Annotated in this window: 16 protein-coding genes; 12 read left to right on the top strand and 4 right to left on the bottom strand. The window is 73.8% G+C overall.

The window, feature by feature from the left end; all coding sequences use genetic code 11:
- Positions 1-51 precede the first annotated feature (51 nt).
- Positions 52-702 (top strand): aspartate/glutamate racemase family protein, encoded by a 651-nt coding sequence (locus ACF09J_RS28620; protein ID WP_392308458.1) that lies wholly within the window; start codon positions 52-54, stop codon positions 700-702.
- 723 nt (positions 703-1,425) lie between these two features.
- On the opposite strand, the gene gndA is transcribed toward ACF09J_RS28620, so the two are convergent.
- A complete protein-coding gene (gndA, locus tag ACF09J_RS28615) occupies positions 1,426-2,865 on the bottom strand; it encodes an NADP-dependent phosphogluconate dehydrogenase (protein ID WP_392308347.1) in 1,440 nt (479 codons plus the stop codon).
- 372 nt (positions 2,866-3,237) lie between these two features.
- On the opposite strand from gndA, the gene ACF09J_RS28610 reads away from it, so the two are divergent.
- Positions 3,238-4,443, top strand: coding sequence for a transglycosylase family protein (locus ACF09J_RS28610; protein ID WP_392308346.1), 1,206 nt, complete (start codon positions 3,238-3,240; stop codon positions 4,441-4,443).
- Between the two features lie 28 nt (positions 4,444-4,471).
- On the opposite strand, the gene ACF09J_RS28605 is transcribed toward ACF09J_RS28610, so the two are convergent.
- Positions 4,472-5,734: a DMT family transporter gene (locus ACF09J_RS28605; protein WP_392308345.1), complete on the bottom strand. Its 1,263-nt coding sequence runs from the start codon at positions 5,732-5,734 to the stop codon at positions 4,472-4,474.
- Positions 5,735-5,987: 253 nt separating this feature from the next.
- Here ACF09J_RS28605 and ACF09J_RS28600 point away from each other — a divergent pair, with 253 nt between their 5' ends.
- The 6 genes from ACF09J_RS28600 to ACF09J_RS28575 all read left to right on the top strand — a co-directional run bounded on the left by ACF09J_RS28600 (position 5,988) and on the right by ACF09J_RS28575 (position 14,791).
- On the top strand, positions 5,988-6,731 hold the full coding sequence (locus ACF09J_RS28600; RefSeq protein ID WP_392308344.1) for a (2Fe-2S)-binding protein: 744 nt from the start codon (positions 5,988-5,990) through the stop codon (positions 6,729-6,731).
- A gap of 41 nt (positions 6,732-6,772) precedes the next feature.
- Positions 6,773-7,924: a glycogen synthase gene (glgA, locus tag ACF09J_RS28595; protein ID WP_392308343.1), complete on the top strand. Its 1,152-nt coding sequence runs from the start codon at positions 6,773-6,775 to the stop codon at positions 7,922-7,924.
- 57 nt (positions 7,925-7,981) lie between these two features.
- The gene (glgC, locus tag ACF09J_RS28590) at positions 7,982-9,202 is read left to right on the top strand and encodes a glucose-1-phosphate adenylyltransferase (RefSeq protein ID WP_392308342.1); all 1,221 of its coding nucleotides are present in this window, start codon (positions 7,982-7,984) and stop codon (positions 9,200-9,202) included.
- Positions 9,203-9,351: 149 nt separating this feature from the next.
- Positions 9,352-11,682: a GH92 family glycosyl hydrolase gene (locus ACF09J_RS28585; protein WP_392308341.1), complete on the top strand. Its 2,331-nt coding sequence runs from the start codon at positions 9,352-9,354 to the stop codon at positions 11,680-11,682.
- Between the two features lie 169 nt (positions 11,683-11,851).
- Positions 11,852-13,213 (top strand): wax ester/triacylglycerol synthase family O-acyltransferase, encoded by a 1,362-nt coding sequence (locus ACF09J_RS28580; RefSeq protein ID WP_392308457.1) that lies wholly within the window; start codon positions 11,852-11,854, stop codon positions 13,211-13,213.
- Positions 13,214-13,315: 102 nt separating this feature from the next.
- A complete protein-coding gene (locus ACF09J_RS28575; RefSeq protein WP_392308340.1) occupies positions 13,316-14,791 on the top strand; it encodes an SDR family NAD(P)-dependent oxidoreductase in 1,476 nt (491 codons plus the stop codon).
- 21 nt (positions 14,792-14,812) lie between these two features.
- Here the strand turns inward: ACF09J_RS28575 and ACF09J_RS28570 are convergent, their stop codons facing one another.
- The gene (locus ACF09J_RS28570) at positions 14,813-15,232 is read right to left on the bottom strand and encodes a hypothetical protein (RefSeq protein ID WP_392308339.1); all 420 of its coding nucleotides are present in this window, start codon (positions 15,230-15,232) and stop codon (positions 14,813-14,815) included.
- A gap of 443 nt (positions 15,233-15,675) precedes the next feature.
- On the opposite strand from ACF09J_RS28570, the gene ACF09J_RS28565 reads away from it, so the two are divergent.
- Together ACF09J_RS28565 and ACF09J_RS28560 are read left to right on the top strand one after the other, a co-directional pair.
- Complete coding sequence (locus ACF09J_RS28565; RefSeq protein ID WP_100570238.1) at positions 15,676-15,849, top strand: hypothetical protein; 174 nt, start codon at positions 15,676-15,678, stop codon at positions 15,847-15,849.
- A 54-nt stretch (positions 15,850-15,903) separates the two neighbouring features.
- A complete protein-coding gene (locus ACF09J_RS28560; protein ID WP_392308338.1) occupies positions 15,904-16,386 on the top strand; it encodes a GNAT family N-acetyltransferase in 483 nt (160 codons plus the stop codon).
- On the opposite strand, the gene ACF09J_RS28555 is transcribed toward ACF09J_RS28560, so the two are convergent.
- A complete protein-coding gene (locus ACF09J_RS28555; RefSeq protein WP_392308337.1) occupies positions 16,367-17,746 on the bottom strand; it encodes an amidase in 1,380 nt (459 codons plus the stop codon). The genes ACF09J_RS28560 and ACF09J_RS28555 overlap by 20 nt on opposite strands.
- Before the next feature lie 200 nt (positions 17,747-17,946).
- Between ACF09J_RS28555 and ACF09J_RS28550 the strand changes: the two genes are divergently transcribed.
- Together ACF09J_RS28550 and ACF09J_RS28545 are read left to right on the top strand one after the other, a co-directional pair.
- Positions 17,947-18,198, top strand: a complete 252-nt coding sequence (locus tag ACF09J_RS28550; protein WP_392308336.1) for a hypothetical protein — start codon at positions 17,947-17,949, stop codon at positions 18,196-18,198.
- 44 nt (positions 18,199-18,242) lie between these two features.
- Complete coding sequence (locus tag ACF09J_RS28545) at positions 18,243-19,472, top strand: SPFH domain-containing protein (protein ID WP_392308335.1); 1,230 nt, start codon at positions 18,243-18,245, stop codon at positions 19,470-19,472.
- Positions 19,473-19,658: the final 186 nt, after the last annotated feature.

The following is a 19,658-nucleotide window of genomic DNA, read 5'->3' as shown; positions in this document are numbered from 1 at the left end:
AGTGCGACCGTGAACGACAGCGTGCCGACTCGCCGGGTGCGCGAGCCGCGCGTGCTCGCTCTGCTGCACACCTCGCCGGTGCACATCCCGGCCTTCGACGCGCTGCGCGACGAGGCCCACCCGGGCCTCCCGCTACGTCACTTCGTCGACGAGGAACTGCTGCGCCGGGCCCGCCGGGACGGTCCGGCGGCGGTGACCGACGCGGTGGGGGCGGTGCTGGGCAGGGCGGTCGCCGAGGGCGCCCGGGCCGTCCTGTGCACCTGCTCGACCCTCGGGGGCGTCGCGGAGCAGGCGGGAGCGGCGGGGCTCGCCGTGCCGGTGCTGCGGGTGGACCGCCCCATGGCGGCCGCCGCAGTCGCCGCCGGGTCGCGGGTGGTCCTCCTCGCGGCGCTGGCGAGCACCCTCGCGCCGACGACCGCTCTCATCGAGGAAGAGGCCCGTCGCGCTGGGCGCGCCGTCAGCGTACGGCCCGTGCTCGTCGACGCCGCCTGGTCCCGCTTCGAGGCCGGTGACACCGAGGGGTACGTGCGCGAGGTGGCCGCCGCGGCGGACCGGGTCGCCCACGCCGACGCGATCGTCCTCGCCCAGGCCTCCATGGCTCCCGCGCAACACCTCACGACGACGTCGGTTCCCGTCCTTTCCAGTCCACGCCCGGGCTTCGAGGCAGCGGTACGAGCGGCACGCCGACGCGGCGCCGTCTGACCGGTCGACGCCCACGCACGGCCGCCCGCTCCCGTGAGTCCGCCCGGCTCCTCGTCGTGCCTCCGTCGGGTGACTGGTGGCGCGGGGGTCGGGTAGGTGGGGGAGTAGTCCAGAGCCGATGTCGACCGACTGGCCGGAGGACGTCATGACCGACCCGCACCCGGACCCCGCCTCGCCGGGTCCGGACCCCCTGCAGCCGCAGCCGCAACCGCACCCCGTGCCCACCCCGGAGCCGCCCCCGGCCCCGGAACCCCCTCCGGCGCCAGGACCCCCACCGGGCCCGCCGCCCGGCCCCGATCCGGCTCCGCCTCCGGGCCCGGGTCCGACCCCGCCCCCGACGCCTCCGCCGCCGGGCCCCCCGCCAGGTCCCGGCCCGACCCCGCCCGGACCCCCCGGCCCGATTCCCGGCCCTCCGCCCGGTCCTCCGCTCCCGGAGCCCCCGCCGTCGCCGATCCCGCCGGGCCCGGAGCCGGTCCCGAACCCGGAGCCCGGACCGCCACTGACCTGACGCCCGCCCGACTGACGTCCGACCGGACGCCGGCACTGGGCGGGGGCGTACTCGCCTCCGCCCGGGGGCTGGTCCCGGCCCCGCCCCCGGAACACCGGCACCGCCTCGGACGCAGGCACCGCGCGGGGGCCGTAAAAAGAAGACGGTGGGCGGCTCCGAGCCGCCCACCGTCATCCACGCACCGTCCGGCCGGAACGGCCGGCGAACCGGTACCCCTACGCGGTCACCTCCGACCGGTCCCCACCCCACAGCGTGTGGAACGAGCCGTCACGGTCCACCCGCCGGTAGGTGTGGGCCCCGAAGAAGTCCCGCTGGCCCTGGGTGAGCGCGGCGGGCAGCCGCTCGGCGCGCAGGGCGTCGTAGTACGCGAGGGCGGCCGAGAAGCCGGGGGCCGGCACGCCCTGCCGGGTCGCGGCGACCAGGACCTCGCGCCAGTCGTCCTGGGCCGCCGCGATCTCCTGGGCGAAGGTGTCGTCGGACAGCAGGCTCGGCAGGTCCGGGCGGGCGTCGTACGCGGCGCGGATCCGGTCGAGGAAGGCCGCGCGGATGATGCACCCGCCGCGCCAGATGGCGGAGACCGCGCCGAGGTCGATGTCCCAGCCGTACTCCGCGCTGCCCGCGGCGATCTCGTGGAAGCCCTGGGTGTACGACACGATCTTCGAGGCGTACAGCGCCTGCTCCACCCGGTCGGCGAACGCGCCGGCCTCCGACTCGCTCAGCGGGGACGCCTTCGGGCCCGCCAGCCCGCGCGAGGCCTCCCGGAGGTCCGCGTGGCCCGACAGGGAACGGGCGAAGACCGCCTCCGCGATGCCCGAGACCGGCACGCCCAGGTCGAGCGCGATCTGGACCGTCCAGCGGCCGGTGCCCTTCTGCTCGGCCTCGTCCACCACCACGTCCACGAACGGCTTGCCGGTCGCCGCGTCCACGTGGGACAGGACCTCCGCCGTGATCTCGATCAGGTACGAGTCGAGCCGGCCCGTGTTCCAGGTGCGGAAGATCTCCGCGATCTGCGCGGGGGAGTACCCGGCCACGTCCCGCAGCAACTGGTACGCCTCGCCGATGAGCTGCATGTCGGCGTACTCGATGCCGTTGTGCACCATCTTCACGAAGTGCCCGGCGCCGTCGGGGCCGACGTGCGTGACGCACGGCGCGCCGTCCTTCGCCTTCGCGGAGATCTTCTCCAGCATCGGACCGAGCGAGTCGTACGACTCCTTCGAGCCGCCCGGCATGATGCTTGGCCCGTGCAGCGCGCCCTCCTCGCCGCCGGAGATCCCGGTGCCCACGAAGTGGATGCCCTGCTCGCGCAGCTCCCGCTCGCGGCGCCGGGTGTCCGCGAAGTGCGCGTTGCCGCCGTCGATGATCATGTCGCCGGGCTCCAGCAGCGGGGCGAACTCCCGGATCACCGCGTCGGTCGGTTCGCCGGCCTTCACCATGATGACCAGGCGGCGCGGCCGCTCCAGGGCCGCCACGAACTCCTTCGCGGTCTCGGCCGCGACGAAGTCCCCCTCGTGCCCGAACTCCTCGACCAGGGCGTGCGTCCGGGCCACCGTCCGGTTGTGCAGTGCGACCGCGTAGCCGTTGCGCGCGAAATTGCGGGCGAGGTTGCGGCCCATGACCGCGAGTCCCGTGACGCCGATCTGGGCTGTAGTGCTCATACCGCCTGCTCCTCGAAAGTCCGGTGAATCATCAAGTGGAACGCTGGGTCACGGCCGCCGCTGCCGCCGGCCGGTCCGCCACCGGTCCCGCCATCGGCCTGCCGTCCGTCGCGCCGCCCGTGCCCGCCAGTATCACTGCTCATGCCCCTTCGACCATCCTGACGTGCCGGTACGGCGCGCGCACATTCGGCGCCCGGCACCCTTCCGTACGCGCGGCGGGTGCTCCGTGGCTCAGCGCGCGGCCCGCGGATCCGGCCAATCAACGTACGTAACCGGCCACTTGGGGTGACGAACCGGCCGATAGCCGTCTTGTCACGGCCTGTTCGCGGCGGTTACTTTCGCCCCTCCTGACGCATGTCGAGGGGGCTTGAGATGGCCGTACGCGGCCGGCACCGCCGGTATCAGCCGAACAGGATCAACCGCGCCTCGCTCACCGTCACGGCGGGCGGCGCCGGGATGGCCATTCCGCTCATCGGCGCCGGAGCCGCGCACGCCGCCGACGCCTCCACCTGGAACAAGGTGGCCGCCTGCGAGTCGAGCGGCAACTGGCACATCAACACGGGCAACGGCTACTACGGCGGGCTCCAGTTCACCGGGTCCACCTGGGCGGCCTACGGCGGGACGCGGTACGCGCCCCGGGCGGACCTGGCCACCCGGGACCAGCAGATCGCCGTCGCGGAGAAGGTGCTCGGCGGGCAGGGACCCGGCGCCTGGCCGGTGTGCTCGACGCGTGCCGGTCTCACCCGGGGCGGCGGCACCCCCGACGTCCACCCGGACACCGCCGGACAGCGGACCGCGCACAGTACCGGCAGTCCCGGCAGTACCAGTAGTGCCGGCAACGCCAAGGGCTCCGCCCGCGAGGCCGACGTACGCCCGCAGACCGCGCCGCAGGCCCGGGCCGGCAGCGCCGAGATGTACAAGGTCGTCCGCGGCGACACCCTCTCCGGCATCGCCGAGGAGCGCCAAGTCTCCGGCGGCTGGCGGCAGTTGTACGCCGCCAACCGTACGACCGTGGGCTCCGACCCGAACCTGATCCTGCCGGGCCAGCGGCTCGCCGTGCCCAAGTCGCGTACGACGGCCGAGCCGCACCGCAAGACGCCCACTGCCACGCGCCCGGCCAGAGAGGCCAAGCCCGCCTCCCGCGCGGCGAAGTCCCGGCCCCACTCCACCCAGCACGCCCTGGTCGCCCCCGTCGGCGGCGGCGTCGGCACGCCCTACCACGCGACCGGCTCCCACTGGTCGAAGGGCTACCACACCGGCGTCGACTTCGAGGTACCCACCGGCACCTCCGTGAAGGCGGCCGCGGCCGGCCGGGTGGTCAGCGCCGGCTGGGGCGGCGCCTACGGCTACCAGGTGGTCATCCGCCACGCCGACGGCCACTTCACGCAGTACGGCCACCTGTCGGCGATATCCGTGCGGGTCGGGCAGACGGTCGCCGCCGGGCGCGGCATCGGCCGTTCCGGTGCCACGGGCAACGTCACCGGCCCGCATCTGCACTTCGAGGTGCGCACGGGGCCCGGGTTCGGCACGGACGTCGACCCGCTCGCCTATCTGCGGGCCGGCGGCGTGCGGATCTGACCCGAGGGGATGTCCGGGGCGGACGGCGTCAGGTCCCGACGCGGGAGCCGCGCCGTTCGGGCCCGGGCCCCGGGACGTAGGGGTTCGAGTAGAACTGCCCGTCCGGGCACGAGGCGACGAAGAACGGGCCGAGGACGAGCCGGGGTTCGCCCCGCGCGGGGTCCTCCTGCGCCCGCGGCGCCGGTGAGCCCGGGAGTACGACAGCGTCCAACGGCACGACCCGCCCGGAGGCGCCGGACGCCTCGACGGACGACGGCCCCCCGGCGGACGACGGCCCCTCGGTGGCCGGCAAGACCTCGACGGACGACGCCTCCTCGGCGGACACCGGCCCGGTCGTCACCCCGAGCGCCTCATCGCCGGACACCGGCCCGGTCGCCAACCCGGTTGCCGTTCCGGACGCCGCCCCGGCCGTCGGGCCGGTCACCGCCTCCGTCGCCGACCCCGTCCCCACCACCGGACCCGCGCGCTCGATGCGCTCGGTCATCAGCAGGATCAGCCCGCCCGCCGCCACCACACCGCAGCCGAGCGCCAGCACCGTGCCCGTCGTGCCGTAGCGGAAGGTCTCGCCGAGCAGCGTGAGCCCGACCGCCGCCGCCATCACCGGGTTCACCACCGTCAGCGTGGCCAGCGGCGCCGCCAGGCCCCCGCCCCGGTACGACGCCTGCGACAGCAGGATCCCGGCCGTGGCCAGGACGCCTATCGCGGTCAGGGACGGCAGTTCGGCCGCCGCGATCCCGTCGGTGAAGTCGACCGCGACCGTCTTGGTGAACACCGAGGACATGCCGAAGGCGATGCCGGAGCCGGTGGCGAGCAGCACACTGCGCACGGCCGGATGCCGGTGCGCCGCCCGGCCCGCGACCGTGAGCGCGACGAGCACACCGGCGGTCACCACGGCCAGGCCCGCGCGCTGCGCGGTGTTCAGCGTCTGGGCGTGGGAGGAGCCCACCAGGGACAGCAGTCCCGCGAGCCCCACCGTCGCCATGACCACGCCGCGCCAGGCGGCCGCGCCGGCCCGCCGGCCGACGAACAGCGCCGCCATCGGCAGCGCGAACACGATGGTCAGGGCACCCAGCGGCTGGACCAGACTGAGCGGCCCGCAGGCCAGGGCCACCACGTGCAGCAGCCCGCCGAGACCGTTCAGCACCAGCGCCGCCCACCAGGCGGGCCGGCGCAGCGGCGCGTACTGCTCGCCCGGGAATGACACCGCGACCCGCTCCTGGACGATCGCCCCGCCGGCGTAGGCGACGGCGGACACGAGCGACAGCAGCACGGACAGCGCGAGGGCGCTCATGAGCTGCACCTCCGCGTGGGGCTGGGGCGGCGGCCCCGGCGCGACGAACGGTCGGCTTCCATGGTTGACCACCCTGCCGTGCCGATCGCCTCACGTCGTCGTACCTGAGCAGTCAATAGGTCCTACTGCCGATGGAGTACACCCCGCCCGCTGTCCTCCCCTGGGTGGGCGACACGGGACTGAGACACCCCTGCGGACACCCCCGCCGGATCCCCTTGCGCGCCCCGCGACGGGCCTTGGTACTACTGCTTCGGTGAACCTCGCCCCGGACCTCGCCGCACTGAACGACCTCGGCGGTTTCTTCGCCCTGCGCACGGGCACCCCGCCGCACGGGCCGCTGCCCACCCTCGCCCAGGCCTACGCGGACCCCGCCCCGGACGCCGGAACGCATCCCCTAGTGGTTCGGGTCCGCCGGGTCGCCGACGGCATCGGCGCGCCCGAGGCCCGCGTCGCCGCCTCCGTGGCGCACCAGGCGCTCGCAGCCCGGCTGTGGTCGGCCGCGCTCGGCTGCGCCGTGCTGTACGGGCGGATCCCCGACCTGGACGCCCGCCTGATCCGCTGGGACCCCGCCGGCAGCGCGCCGGACGACCTGTGGCTCACCGAGGTGCGCGCCCGCCCGGCCGACCCGGACACGGTCGCCGACGCCGTCCTGCACGGCCACCTGGAACCGCTGGCGGCCGCCCTGCACGCCCGGTACCGCCTCGCGCCGGGGCTGCTGCGGGGCAACGCGGCCTCCGCGCTGGCGGCCGCGGCACGCCTGCTGGAGAACCAGGCGCGCGCCGGCCGCCGTGCCAGGGCAGGCGACCACGCCAGCGAGCTGGCCGCGGGCCTCCTCGCCCACCCCCTACTCGACGGTGCCGGCACACTCATCGGCCCCGGCGCGGGCTTCCGGCGGCGCAGTTGCTGCCTGTACTACCGCGTCCCCGGCGGCGGACTCTGCGGGGACTGCTGCTTCACGCGGGTGCCGGGCTCTTCCCCACGGGCCGCATCTGGGTGACCATGAAAGCGACCAGGCCGCTTCGGACCAGGGGGTTGCGGGTGCGCGTGGGACTGCTGACCCGGGAGTACCCGCCGGACGTGTACGGCGGCGCGGGCGTCCATGTCGAGTTCCTGGCGCGGGAGCTGAGGCCGCTGGTGGACCTGGAGGTGCACTGCTGGGGCGAGGGCCGCGCCGACGGCGTCGTACGCCACCGGCCCTGGTCCGCGCTGGACGGCGCCAACGACGCGCTGCGCACCTTCTCCGTCGACCTCGCCATGGCCGCCGCGCTCCAGGGCCGCGACCTCGTCCACTCCCACACCTGGTACGCCAACCTCGCCGGTCACCTCGGCAAGATGCTGTACGGCGTGCCGCACGTGATGACCGCGCACTCCCTCGAGCCCCTGCGCCCCTGGAAGGCCGAACAGCTCGGCGGCGGCTACGCCCTGTCCGGCTGGGCCGAGCGCACCGCGATCGAGTCCGCCGACGCGGTCGTCGCGGTCTCCGGCGCCATGCGCGAGGACATCCTCGGCTGCTATCCGGCGCTCGACCCGGCCCGGGTGCACGTCGTCCACAACGGCATCGACACCAGCCTCTACCGCCCGGACCACGGTACGGACGCCCTCGACCGCGCCGGCCTCGACCGGGACCGCCCGTACGTGCTGTTCGTCGGCCGCATCACCCGGCAGAAGGGCGTGCCCCATCTGCTGCGGGCTGTGCGGGCCATCGACCCGGCCGCGCAGGTGGTGCTGTGCGCGGGGGCGCCCGACACACCGGAGATCGACCGGGAGTTCCGGGACCTGTACGAGGAGCTGAGCCGGGCCCGCGACGGAGTGCACTGGATCCCGCGGATGCTGCCGCGCCCGGCCGTCATCCAGCTCCTCACCCATGCCGCGGTCTTCGTCTGCCCCTCGGTCTACGAGCCGCTGGGCATCGTCAACCTGGAGGCGATGGCGTGCGGCACTCCCGTCGTGGCCTCCCGGGTCGGCGGGATCCCCGAGGTGGTCGAGGACGGCGGGACGGGGGTACTCGTGCCGGTGGACGACGATTTCGAGACCGGGCTCGCCCGCGCCCTCGACTCGCTGCTCGCGGACCGGGACGGCGCCCGCCGCATGGGCGAGGCAGGACGGCGGCGCGCGGTGGAGGAGTTCGGCTGGGACGCGGTCGCCCGGCGCACCGTGCGGCTCTACGAGGAGATCCTCGGACAGGCTTAGGGCTCAGTTTCTCCTGCTCGGACGCAGGAGGCAGGCAACCGGGTGAGGGGAGCGGCCATGCGTCGTGGTGGACCTTCGGTCCTCGGGATCGTCCTCGCGGGCGGGGAGGGCAAACGGCTGATGCCGCTGACCGCGGACCGCGCGAAACCAGCGGTCACGTTCGGCGGCACCTACCGGCTCGTCGACTTCGTCCTGTCCAACCTCGTCAACGGCGACGTCCTGCGGATCTGCGTGCTGACCCAGTACAAGTCGCACTCCCTGGACCGTCACATCACCACCACCTGGCGGATGTCCAGCCTGCTCGGCAACTACGTCACCCCGGTCCCCGCGCAGCAGCGGCTCGGTCCCCGCTGGTACCTGGGCAGCGCCGACGCGATCCTTCAGTCGCTCAACCTGATCCACGACGAACAGCCCGACTACGTCGCGGTGTTCGGCGCCGACCACGTCTACCGCATGGACCCGCGGCAGATGCTCAAGGAGCACATCGAGGGCGGCGCGGGCGTGACCGTCGCGGGCATCCGGGTGCCGCGCTCCGAGTCGTCGTCGTTCGGGGTGATCACCCCCGGTACGGACGGGCAGACCGTGCAGCGCTTCCTGGAGAAGCCCGCCGACCCGCCGGGACTGCCCGACGACCCGGGGTGCGTCTTCGCCTCCATGGGCAACTACATCTTCTCCACCAAGGTGCTGATCGAGGCGCTCCAGCGGGACGCGGAGGACGAGAGGTCGGCGCACGACATGGGCGGCTCGATCCTGCCCCAGCTCACCGACCGCGGCGAGGCGCAGCTCTACGACTTCGGCGCCAACCACGTGCCCGGCGAGACCAGCCGCGACCAGGGCTACTGGCGGGACGTCGGCACGCTCGACGCGTACTACGACGCCCATATGGACCTGATCGCCGAGCGCCCGGCGTTCAACCTCTACAACCGCGACTGGCCGATCTACACCCACTCGGGCCAGCTCTCGCCGGCCCGGTTCAACGCGGGCGGGATCGCGGGCGAGTCGATCATCAGCGCCGGCTGTCTGATCCGCGGGCAGGTCACCCGTTCCGTGCTGTCGCCGGGGGTCCGTGTCGACCCCGGCGCGGTGGTCCAGGGCTCGGTGCTGCACGACAACGTGCGGGTGGGCCGGGGCGCCATCGTGCGCGGCGCGGTGCTGGACAAGAACGTCGAGGTGCCGCCCGGCGCGACCATCGGCGTCAACCCCGAGCGGGACGCGGAGCTGTACACCGTCTCCCGGGGCGGGGTGATCGCCCTCGGCAAGGGACAGCTCGTCCCGTAGCCCCGCGGACTCGAACCGGGGGCGGGCCGGGGGGCGCGCGGGGGGCGCGATCCGCGACGCGTCGCGGGCGACACCCGCCGGTTGCCGGGCTGACCGGCCTTCAGACCCGATCATGCAGGCAGTGACGTCTCCTTCGGAGGTCTTCCTGCATGAGATGGACCCGGCGCCTGCGTCTGTGCGCGGCCGGGGCGGTGGCAGCGTCCGCGCTGACCGCCGCTCCCGTCGTCGCACCGGCCGCCCAAGCGCGCGACGACCGGCTCACCGAGCTGGTCGACCCGTTCATCGGCACCGCGAACGAGGGCAACACCTTCCCCGGCGCGTCCGTGCCCTTCGGCATGGTGCAGCTCTCCCCGGACACCGGCCACAGCACCGGGTACGACCACACCCAGGACCGTGTGCGCGGCTTCTCCCTGGTCCATCTCTCCGGCGTCGGCTGCCGCATCGGCGGCGACCTGCCGGTGCTGCCCACCACCGGTGACGTCACACGGACGGACTACGCCACGTACGCGGCCCGGTTCGGCCACGACACCGAGCGGGCGAGCCCCGGCTACTACCGGGTCGGCCTGTCGTCCGGTATCGGCGGTATCGGCGCCGAACTGACGGCGAGCGCGCGTACCGGGGTGCAGCGCTACACCTTCCCGGCCACGTCCAAGGCCAACGTCCTGCTCAACGCGGCCCAGGCGCTGCACAAACCGGTCGCGGCGACGGTCGAGATCCTGGGCGACCGCACCGTACGGACCACGATCACGGGCCGCGGCTTCTGCCGGGACACCCGGCCCTACACCGTCCACACCGTCACCCGCTTCGACCGCCCGTTCACGGCGTACGGCACCTGGGACGGCACCACGGTCACGGCGGGCTCCAGAACCGGCCACGGCGGCGCCTACGTCCGCTTCGACACCACCGAGGACCGCACGGTGGAGGCGACGACCGCGCTGTCCTACGTCGACGCGGCCGGCGCGGCGGGCAACCTGGCGGCGGAGGGCGGGCGTTCCTTCGACGCGGTGCGCGCCGCGGCCCGGCGCTCCTGGGAGAGCCGGCTGTCCGGCGTACGCGTCCGGGGCGGCGACGCGGCACGGCGGCGTACGTTCTACTCGGCGCTGTACCACGTGTTCCTGGCGCCGAACGTGGGCAGCGACGCCGACGGCCGCTACACCGGCTGGGACGGCCGGATCCACCGCGCGCGGGGTTTCAGCTACTACCAGAACTGGTCGCTGTGGGACACCTACCGCACCCAGGCCCCGCTCCTCGCCCTGCTCGCGCCGAAGGAGTCGCGGGACATGGCGATCTCGGTGATCAGGGTCGCCGAGGAGAGCGGCTGGCTGCCCAAGTGGGGCTACGGCACCGTCGAGACGAACGTCATGACCGGCGACCCGGTCACCCCGTTCCTGACCAACGCCTACCAGCAGGGCCTGCTGAAGGGCTACGAGGAGCGGGCCTACCGGGCGTTGCGGCGGAACGCCGACGGGGTGCCGCCCGCCGGCTCCCCGGCCGTGGGCCGCGAAGCCAACCCGGACTACCTCGCCCGCGGCTACGTCCCGTACCTCCCGGGCCACGAGCCCGCGAAGCCCGGCCACTCCGACTACGCGTTCGGCGCGTCGGCGACCCTGGAGTACGCCCTGTCGGACGCGATGCTCGCCCAGATGGCCCGGGCCCTCGGCCACCACGGGGACGCCGCGCGGTACGCCGCCCGCTCCCGCGCCTACCGCGCGCTGTTCGACCCCGTCACCGGCTTCTTCCGCGCCCGTGACGCCTCCGGCGTCTTCACCGGACCGGCGGACCCGGCCCACGGCCCCGGCTTCCACGAGGGCACGTCCTGGCAGTACCAGTGGCTGGTGCCGCAGGACCTGCCCGGACTGGTCCGCCTGATCGGCGGCCGGCGCGCCGCCAACGAGCGTCTGGACACGTTCTTCGCCTACGCCGGCCTGCTGAGGGAACCGGAGCGCACCGTCCGCGAGACCTGGGTCGGCGGGCCGTACGCCTACTACGGCAGCGCCAGGTACAACCCGATGAACGAGCCGGACCTCGCCGCGCCGTACACCTACCTGTCGACGGGGCAGCCGTGGAAGACCAGCGACGTGGTGCACGCCGCGCTGACCCTGTTCACCGACGAGCCGGCCGGGCTGAGCGGGAACGACGACCTCGGCACCATGTCCGCCTGGCACGTACTGGCCTCCATCGGCCTGTTCCCCGTCCAGCCGGGCTGTCCCACCTGGGGCCTGTCCACGCCCGTCTTCGAACGCGTCGACCTGCGCCTGGACCGCGGCCACTCCCCGCGCGGCGGCCTCACCATCACGGCGCCGGGCACTTCGCGGAAGGACCGTTACATCCAGTCGGTGCGGGCCGGCGGGGTGCCGCACGAGCGGACGTATCTGACCACCCGCGCCCTGCGGTCGATCGGCACCCTGCGCTACACCCTGGGGCCGCGGCCCTCGGCGTGGGGCACGACCCCGCAGGCCGCGCCACCCGCCCTCAGGTGACCCCCGTCCGGCGGGCCCGAAGTGACCTCAAAGGCCCCATGTGTCCCACCCTTTTCTCCCGGGTCGGACTTAATCTGTTGTTGACTGAGAGTAGCTTGATCGTACTTGACCGTAATCGGTCGAGGGCGGTTGACTGCGCACACACCCACCGCCGATGCGAGGCAAGCCATTGACTCCCGACCTGCTCGCTCCCCTCGACCTGGCGTTCTGGAACATCGAGTCCGCCGACCACCCGATGCACCTCGGCGCCCTCGGGGTCTTCTCCGCCCACTCGCCGACCGCCGGAGCGCACGCGGCCGACCTGCTCGCCGCCCGCGCGGCCGGCGTGCCCGGCCTGCGCATGCGGATCCGGGACGTGTGGCGGCCGCTCGACCTGCGCCGGCCCCTCGCCCAGGCGCTGCGCCCGCCGCTCGGCTTCGGCGGCGCCGCCCGCGAGCCCGACCCCGGCTTCGACCCGCTCAACCACGTACGGCTGCACGCCCCGGCCAGGGACTTCCACGCCGAGGCGGGCCGGCTCATGCAGCGCCCGCTGGAGCGCAACCGCCCGCCGTGGGAGGCGCACGTGCTGCCAGGCGAGGACGGCGTCTCCTTCGCCGTGCTGTTCAAGTTCCACCACGCCCTGGCCGACGGCCTGCGCGCCCTGACCCTCGCCGCGGCCGTCCTCGACCCCATGGACATGCCCACCCCGCGGCCCCGCCCCGCCGAGCCCGCCCGCGGTCCCCTGCCCGACGTGCGCAGACTGCCCGAGGCGGTGCGCGGCGCCCTGTCCGACGTGGGCCGCGCCCTGGACATCGGCGCCTCGGTCGCCCGCTCCTCCCTCGCCACGCGGTCCACCCCGGCGCTCACCGCCGAGCCCACCGGAACCCGCCGCACCGCCGGCGCGGTCGTCGAGATCGACGACGTGCACCTGGTCCGCAAGGCCGTCGGCGGCACTGTCAACGACGTACTGATCGCCGTCGTCGCCGGCGCCCTGCGGCGCTGGCTCGACGAGCGGGGCGAGGACACCGGAGGGATCGCGCCCCGCGCCCTGATCCCCGTCTCCAGACGCCGCCCGCGCACCGCCCACCCACAGGGCAACCGGCTCTCCGGCTATCTGATGGAACTGCCCGTCTTCGACCCGGACCCGCTGCGCCGGCTCGCCGCCGTCCGCGCGGCCATGGACCGCAACAAGGACGCCGGACCCAACCGGGGCGCGGGCGCCGTCGCGCTGCTCGCCGACCACGTGCCCGCACTCGGCCACCGGCTCGGCGGACCGCTGGTCGCCCAGGCCGCCCGGCTGTGGTTCGACATCCTGGTCACCAGCGTGCCGCTGCCCGGCATCGGCCTGAGGCTCGGCGGCCACCCGCTGACCGAGGTCTACCCCTTCGCGCCGCTGGCCCGCGGCCAGTCCCTGGCCGTCGCGATCTCCACCTACCGCGGCCAGGTCCACTACGGGCTCGTCGCCGACGCCAAGGCCGTGCCCGACCTGAACCGGCTCGCCCGCGCCGTCACCGAGGAGGTGGAGACCCTGATCACGGTCTGCGGACCGTGATCACCGCCGTTTGGCCCACCGGCCCGGCGCTGCCGTAAAATCCCCCGTTCGAAAGCAGGCGCGAGTCGGAGCGCCGCACAGTGATCAGGGAACGGCAGCGCGATGACGGTGACAGACGACGGCCCGACGGCCACGGACGAAGTGGTGTACGGGCCCGGGATCGACCCCGAACGCCTGGCCGTGTGCCTCAGTGTGATCGAGGAGCTCGACGGGATCGACGTCGACCACCCGGACGCCGTCGCCGTGCGCCGGGCCACCTCGCACATCTACCGCACGGTCAAGCAACGCCGCCGCCAGGAGCGCCGGGCCGCCAAGACCGCGAACGACAAGGCGGTCACGGAGGCCACGGCCACCGGCTCCGCGCAGCGCATCGACGACGAGACCGAGGGCATCCTGCCCTCGTCCACGACGGGGGCGGGACAGATCGCGGGCATACTCCAGCGCCCGCGCTCCTGCTACGTCTGCAAGACCCGTTACGTCGAGGTCGACTACTTCTACCACCAGCTCTGTCCGCGGTGCGCCCTCGAGAACCGCGCCCGCAGGGACGCCCGCGCCGACCTCACGGGCAAGCGCGCACTGCTCACCGGCGGCCGCGCCAAGATCGGCATGTACATCGCGCTGCGGCTGCTGCGCGACGGCGCGCACACCACGATCACGACCCGCTTCCCCAACGACGCCGTCCGCCGCTTCAAGGCCCAGCCCGACAGCGACGAGTGGATCCACCGCCTGAAGATCGTCGGCATCGACCTGCGCGACCCGGCCCAGGTGGTGGCCCTGGCCGACTCGGTGGCGGCCGAGGGCCCGCTGGACATCCTGATCAACAACGCCGCCCAGACCGTACGGCGCTCCCCGCAGGCCTACAGCGAGCTGGTCGCCGCCGAGTCGGCCCCGCTGCCGGCCGGTGAGCTGCCCGCGGCCGAGGTGATCGGCACGTTCGGCTCGGGGGCGGTCGCGGAGCTGCCGGTGGCGGGCGGCGGCGCGCTCACCGCCCAGGACGTCACCGACCTGGCCCTGGTGTCCGGCTCGGCGTCCCTGGAGCGGATCGCGGCCGGCACGGCCATCGACGCCGGCGGTCTTGTGCCCGACCTGCACGACACCAACAGCTGGATCCAGGCGGTGGAGGACGTCACGCCGGTGGAGCTGCTCGAGGTACAGCTGTGCAACTCGACGGCGCCCTTCATCCTGATCAGCCGCCTGCGTCCGGCGATGGCGGCCGCCGCTGCCCGCCGCACGTATGTCGTGAACGTCTCCGCCATGGAGGGCGTGTTCAACCGCGGCTACAAGGGTGCGGGGCACCCGCACACCAACATGGCCAAGGCCGCCCTGAACATGCTCACGCGGACCAGCGCCGAGGAGATGTTCCAGAAGGACCGCATCCTGATGACGGCCGTCGACACCGGCTGGATCACCGACGAGCGCCCGCACCCCGACAAGGTCCGCCTCGCCGAGGCCGGCTTCCACGCCCCGCTCGACCTGGTGGACGGCGCCGCCCGCGTCTACGACCCGATCGTGCGCGGCGAGGCGGGTGAGGACCTGTACGGCGTCTTCCTCAAGGACTACGCGCCGGGCAAGTGGTGAACCGGGACCTCTGACACGGTGTCAGTCCACGGTCCGCAGCCGGAAGTTGCCGGCCGCGACCAGTTCGAGGACCGTGCGCCAGTCCTCCAGGACGCCCGCGTCGAAACGGGTGGTGCGGGCCTCCTCGGCCGCCTGGCGCAGCGACAGCGCTTCCTCTTCGGACAGGCGCTCGCCGGCGGGCGCCGCGTGCCGCCGCAGGAGACGGCGGACGCGCTCGCCGAGCAGCGCGCGCACCGCGTCAGCCGCCGGGTCGGCCGCACTGCTGCTGGCGCCCGGCCGCAACAGCCGGCCGATGCCGTGGACCAGTCCCGCCACCTGGAGCTCCTTGTCGGCCGGGTGGCGCCGGCGCAGCAGGGCGGCGGTGCGCAACGCGTGGGCGCGGGCGTCGGGCGGGCAGGCGTACAGCAGGTCCATGAGCTCCTCGGCGCTGCGCAGCTCCATGCGTCGGTCCTCCCGAGAGAAAGCCGTCGTGGTGGGTCAGCAGACCATGGCGAGCTTGCGGCGCGGCCAACGGAACCTGAACTGTCCCACGGGTGCGCGGGGTCGCCCCCAGGGGGGAATCCCGTCCGGCACATGATGCGACAAATCACCCCATAAGTGATCCAATCAACACGCGCGACGTCAGATAGTTACCTGGTCTTTGCAGCCCCATCGAGCGGGGGGTCGCTCATTTGGTTAATCTGGGGTGGACGGACAGCGACTACGGGTTCCATCCACACCCATGGTCCGTCCCGGGGCAAGCCGGTGCACCACGGCCTGCTCGCACCTCAGTTGCCGACGCCACCGCGTCCGAGATGCAGACGAACCAGACCCGAGCGGGCTCGGGCGGCGCGGTGCGTACCGGCCGCATGCCCCGAGGGTGACCGACACATAAGGAGTGCGCGGTGACACCGGAGAAGACGAATCGCGAGCAGCGCCCCAACGAACGCATGGAGCGCGCGGGCCGACGGCCCGCGGACCTGGGCAGCCTCGACGTGTGGGCCCGCTCGGCCCCGATCCGCCTGGCGGGGTACGAGGACGACCTGGCCGAGCCCCACATCCTGCCCAGCGTGGACTGACCGGCCAGAACCCGTCGCGATCGCCGACCGCATGGGCGTGCCACACTCACGCCCATGCTGATCAGAGAAGCCAAGACCGAGGACTGGCCCCGGATCTGGCCCTTCTGGCACCGGATCGTCGCCGCCGCCGAGACATACGCCTGGGACCCGGACACCTCCGAGGAGGATGCCCGGGCCTTGTGGATGGGCCCCGCCAAACACGTGTACGTCGCGGAGGACGACACGGGCGCTGTCGTCGGCTCCGCCTACGTCACCCCCAACTACGGCGGACCCGCGGCCCGCGTCGCCAACGCGGGATTCATGGTCGACCCCGACCAGTCCGGCCGGGGCGTCGGCCGCGCCCTGGCCGAGCACGTCCTGGGGGCCGCGACGGCCGCCGGCTACCGGGCGATGGTCTTCAACGCCGTCGTGGAGACCAACCCCGCCGTCGGGCTGTGGACCTCGCTCGGCTTCCGCATCCTCGGCACGGTGCCGGAGGCCTACGAGCACCCCCGGCACGGCCCGGTCGGCCTCCACATCATGTACCGGGCCCTCTAGGCAGGGCCCTCCAGGACGGCGGCAGGTCCGCCGTCCTCGGCCACGGACGCAGCCGCTCGATCTGCTCCGCCAGGTCCAGCAGATCCGCCTCCGAGCCCGGACGGCCCACCAGTTGAACGGCGCACGGGGCGCCCGAGGGCAGGGTGCCGAAGGGCACCGACATCGCGGGCCATCCGGTCAGGTTCCACGGCGGGGTCATGGGCGAGTAGCGGGTGTCGGCCAGCACGTTGCGCAGCCAGCCCCGCTCGTGCCAGGGCCCGGCCTGCGGGGAGCGGCGGGCCAGCGCGGGGGTGAGCAGCACGTCGTACTCGGCGAAGAACGGCTCCATCCGCCGCCGCAGCGCCTCCCGGCCCGTGTCCGCGCGCACCCCCTTCAGGAACCGCCGCCCCAGGGCGGCGTGCACCCGGGTGCGCCGGGTCAGCCGCCGCGGGTCCAGGGCCGCCGCGTCCACGGCCGCGCCCGCCGTCCAGTGCCGCAGAGCGGTCACGCCCAGCGACACCGGATACGGCGGCTCGGCCCGGCGCACCCGGTGACCGGCCCCGGCCAGCAGCCGTGCCGCGTCCCTGGTGGCGGCGGCGTAGGGCCTGCTCACGCCCACCCCGGCGAGCGGGCTGCGCACGGACACGGCGATCGTGCGCGGGGCCGCCTCCAGGCCGCGTACGGTCTCGGTGCCGGCCAGCACGGAGAGCATCAGCCGGGCGTCCTCGACGGTCGTGGCGAGCGGACCGTTCTCGGACATGCCGAACCAGTCGCCCTCGCCGATTCCGGCGGGCACCACCCCGTGACCCGGTTTGACGGTGACCAGGCCGCAGTTGGCGGCCGGGATGCGCAGCGAGCCCATGCCGTCGTTGCCGAGGGCGATCGGGACCATGCCGGCGGCGACCGCCGCCGCGCTGCCGCCCGAGGAGCCGCCCGCGTTCCGGGTGGGGTCCCACGGGTTGCGGGTGGTGCCGTGGACGCCCTCCGTGGTGCCGAAGGCGCACAGCTCGGGCACGTTCGTCAGCCCGACGACCACCGCGCCCGCCGCCCGCAGCCTGGCAACGGTGACATGGTCGTCGGCGGCCGGGGTGTCCGGGGTCGCGGCCGACCCCACGCGGCTGGACTCGCCCCGCACCGCCAGGTTGTCCTTGACGGCCACCGGCACGCCCGCGAGCGGCAGTCCGGCCAGATCGCCGCGTGCCGCCACCTCGTCGGCCTCCTCCAGCGCGGCCCGGGCGCGGACGGTGCGGAAGGCGCCGACGCGGCCGTCGAGCCGCTCGATCAGCGCGAGGTGCTCGGCCACCACCTCGCGGGGCGTGGCCCGCTTCTCGCGTACGGCGGCGGCGATCTCGGCGGCACTGCGGCCGGCCCAACTGGTCAAGGGCGCTCCTCGGAAAGGGGACGGGCGGTTGGGTACTCGCGAGTATGCAGGGAGAACTGTGCCGGGCGGCGGGCGCCGCGTCGAGAGGTGCCCGCCTGTGGAAAGGGGCGCCGGAAAGGCCCGTGCAGCGGCGTATGCGGGTCGTCCGAGTGGGTCTAAGGTCGAAGGCAGAGGACGCGTACGAGGGGAACCGGTCGGCGATGGCACAGGACGAGGCCGTGATCGGCTGCATGGGGGAGCTTCTCATCGGAACGCGTGGTTCCGCGGGCCCGGGCGAGATCCTGGTGCGGGTCAGAGGCGGTTCCGAGACCTTCCTCGCCTGGTCGCAGGAGCCGCTGCCGATCGGTGCGACGGTGCTCGTGGTCGAGTCACGCGGATGCCGCGAGGTCGACGTCATCGCGTGGGGCGACCCCTTGGAGAGGTTGCGGGACGTTCCTGTCGATCCGGGGTGACCCCGGGCTGATCCCGGGCCGGCCCGGGCTAAGGAGAACAGACCATGTTCGGTTACCGCGTTCCCGCCCCCGACGAGGCGATGCTGATCTCCGGAGGCAGGCGGGGACTGGGGGGCGCGCCGTTCCGGGTGGTGACGGGCCACGGGAAGTTCGTGCTCCCCGTCTTCCGCAAGGTCCGGTTCCTCACCCTGTCGATGTGCGAGTCCGAGGTCGTGGAGACCTGCGTCACCAAGCAGGGCATCGCGCTGCACGTGCGCGCCGTCATCGCCTTCAAGGTCGGCAACGACACCGAGAGCATCATCAACGCGGGCCAGCGGTTCCTCTCCGACCAGGACCAGATGTCGGTCCTGACCGGCCGGATCTTCGCCGGCCATCTGCGCGCCATCATCGGCTCGATGACGGTCGAGGAGATCGTCACCGAACGGCAGAAGCTCGCCGCGGAGGTGCTGGACACCTCGAAGACCGAGATGGCGAAGATCGGCCTGATCGTGGACTCGCTGCAGATCCAGTCGATCGACGACGGCGACACCGGCTACATCGACGCGATGTCCGCGCCGCACAAGGCAGCCATCCGGCGGCAGGCCCAGATCGCCCAGGCCCAGGCCAACCAGGCCGCCGCCCAGGCGGAGCAGGAGGCGGCGCGTAAGCAGGCCGAGTACGCCCGGCAGACCGCGGTGGTGAAGGCGGAGTACTCGGCCGAGGTGGACCGGGCCCAGGCGAGGGCGGCCCAGGCCGGCCCGCTGGCGCAGGCGCACGCCCGGCAGGAGGTGCTCGACGCCCAGACGGAACTGGCCCAGCGGCAGGCCAGGCTGCGCCAGCAGGAACTGGTGGCCGAGATCGTGAAGCCCGCCGAGGCCGAGGCCGAACGCGTCCGGGTCCTCGCCGCCGCCGAGGCGCAGCGGATGAAGATCCAGGCCGAGGCCGCGGCGTCGTACGACCGCGTCGCCCTGGACCGGATGCTGATCGACCAGCTTCCGTTGATCGTGAAGGAGGCGGCGGGCGGTCTCTCCGGGGCCAACGTCAACGTCCTGAACGGCGCCGACGGGCTCGGCGAGATCGCGGCCGGTCTGGTCGCCCAGGGCCTGACGATCCTGGACTCGGTCCGGCAGAACCTGAACGGCCACGGCGATCGGCACCCGTCGGGCGACGCCCGGCCCGAGGGCGAGGGCCGGCCCGCGCTGCGCGGCCCGAGCACGCCGCGGCCCGGCACCGAGGGAGAGGAGCCGGGCGAGGGCACGTCCGACGGGGAACGGCCGGACCCCGGCGCCCACTGACGTCCAGGCCACGAACCCCGCCCGCCCACCCCACGGAGCCTGACTCATGCATGACGACAGCGGCCTGGTCGAGGCCCGCCTCAAGCGCGTTCTCGACGAGCGCGTCCGTCCCGCCGTGTATCCCGAGTCCGTCCCGCTGGAGGTCGCGGTCTGGCACGCGCCCGGCGAGCCCGTGCCGGTCGCCGA

The organism is Streptomyces sp. NPDC014889 (assembly GCF_043081205.1).
In the GTDB taxonomy this organism is placed as follows: Bacteria; Actinomycetota; Actinomycetes; order Streptomycetales; family Streptomycetaceae; genus Streptomyces.
The sequence above is the reverse complement of the archived record's forward strand: the minus strand, read 5'-3'. Positions and strand labels throughout refer to the sequence as shown.

Excerpts from the sequence above, each read along its gene's own strand:
- gndA (WP_392308347.1), bottom strand. The coding sequence starts at position 2,865 with ATGAGCACTACAGCCCAGATCGGCGTCACGGGACTCGCGGTCATGGGC.
- ACF09J_RS28610 (WP_392308346.1), top strand. The coding sequence starts at position 3,238 with ATGGCCGTACGCGGCCGGCACCGCCGGTATCAGCCGAACAGGATCAAC.
- ACF09J_RS28605 (WP_392308345.1), bottom strand. The coding sequence starts at position 5,734 with ATGAGCGCCCTCGCGCTGTCCGTGCTGCTGTCGCTCGTGTCCGCCGTC.
- glgC (WP_392308342.1), top strand. The coding sequence starts at position 7,982 with ATGCGTCGTGGTGGACCTTCGGTCCTCGGGATCGTCCTCGCGGGCGGG.
- ACF09J_RS28585 (WP_392308341.1), top strand. The coding sequence starts at position 9,352 with ATGAGATGGACCCGGCGCCTGCGTCTGTGCGCGGCCGGGGCGGTGGCA.
- ACF09J_RS28575 (WP_392308340.1), top strand. The coding sequence starts at position 13,316 with ATGACGGTGACAGACGACGGCCCGACGGCCACGGACGAAGTGGTGTAC.
- ACF09J_RS28570 (WP_392308339.1), bottom strand. The coding sequence starts at position 15,232 with ATGGAGCTGCGCAGCGCCGAGGAGCTCATGGACCTGCTGTACGCCTGC.
- ACF09J_RS28560 (WP_392308338.1), top strand. The coding sequence starts at position 15,904 with ATGCTGATCAGAGAAGCCAAGACCGAGGACTGGCCCCGGATCTGGCCC.
- ACF09J_RS28550 (WP_392308336.1), top strand. The coding sequence starts at position 17,947 with ATGGCACAGGACGAGGCCGTGATCGGCTGCATGGGGGAGCTTCTCATC.
- ACF09J_RS28545 (WP_392308335.1), top strand. The coding sequence starts at position 18,243 with ATGTTCGGTTACCGCGTTCCCGCCCCCGACGAGGCGATGCTGATCTCC.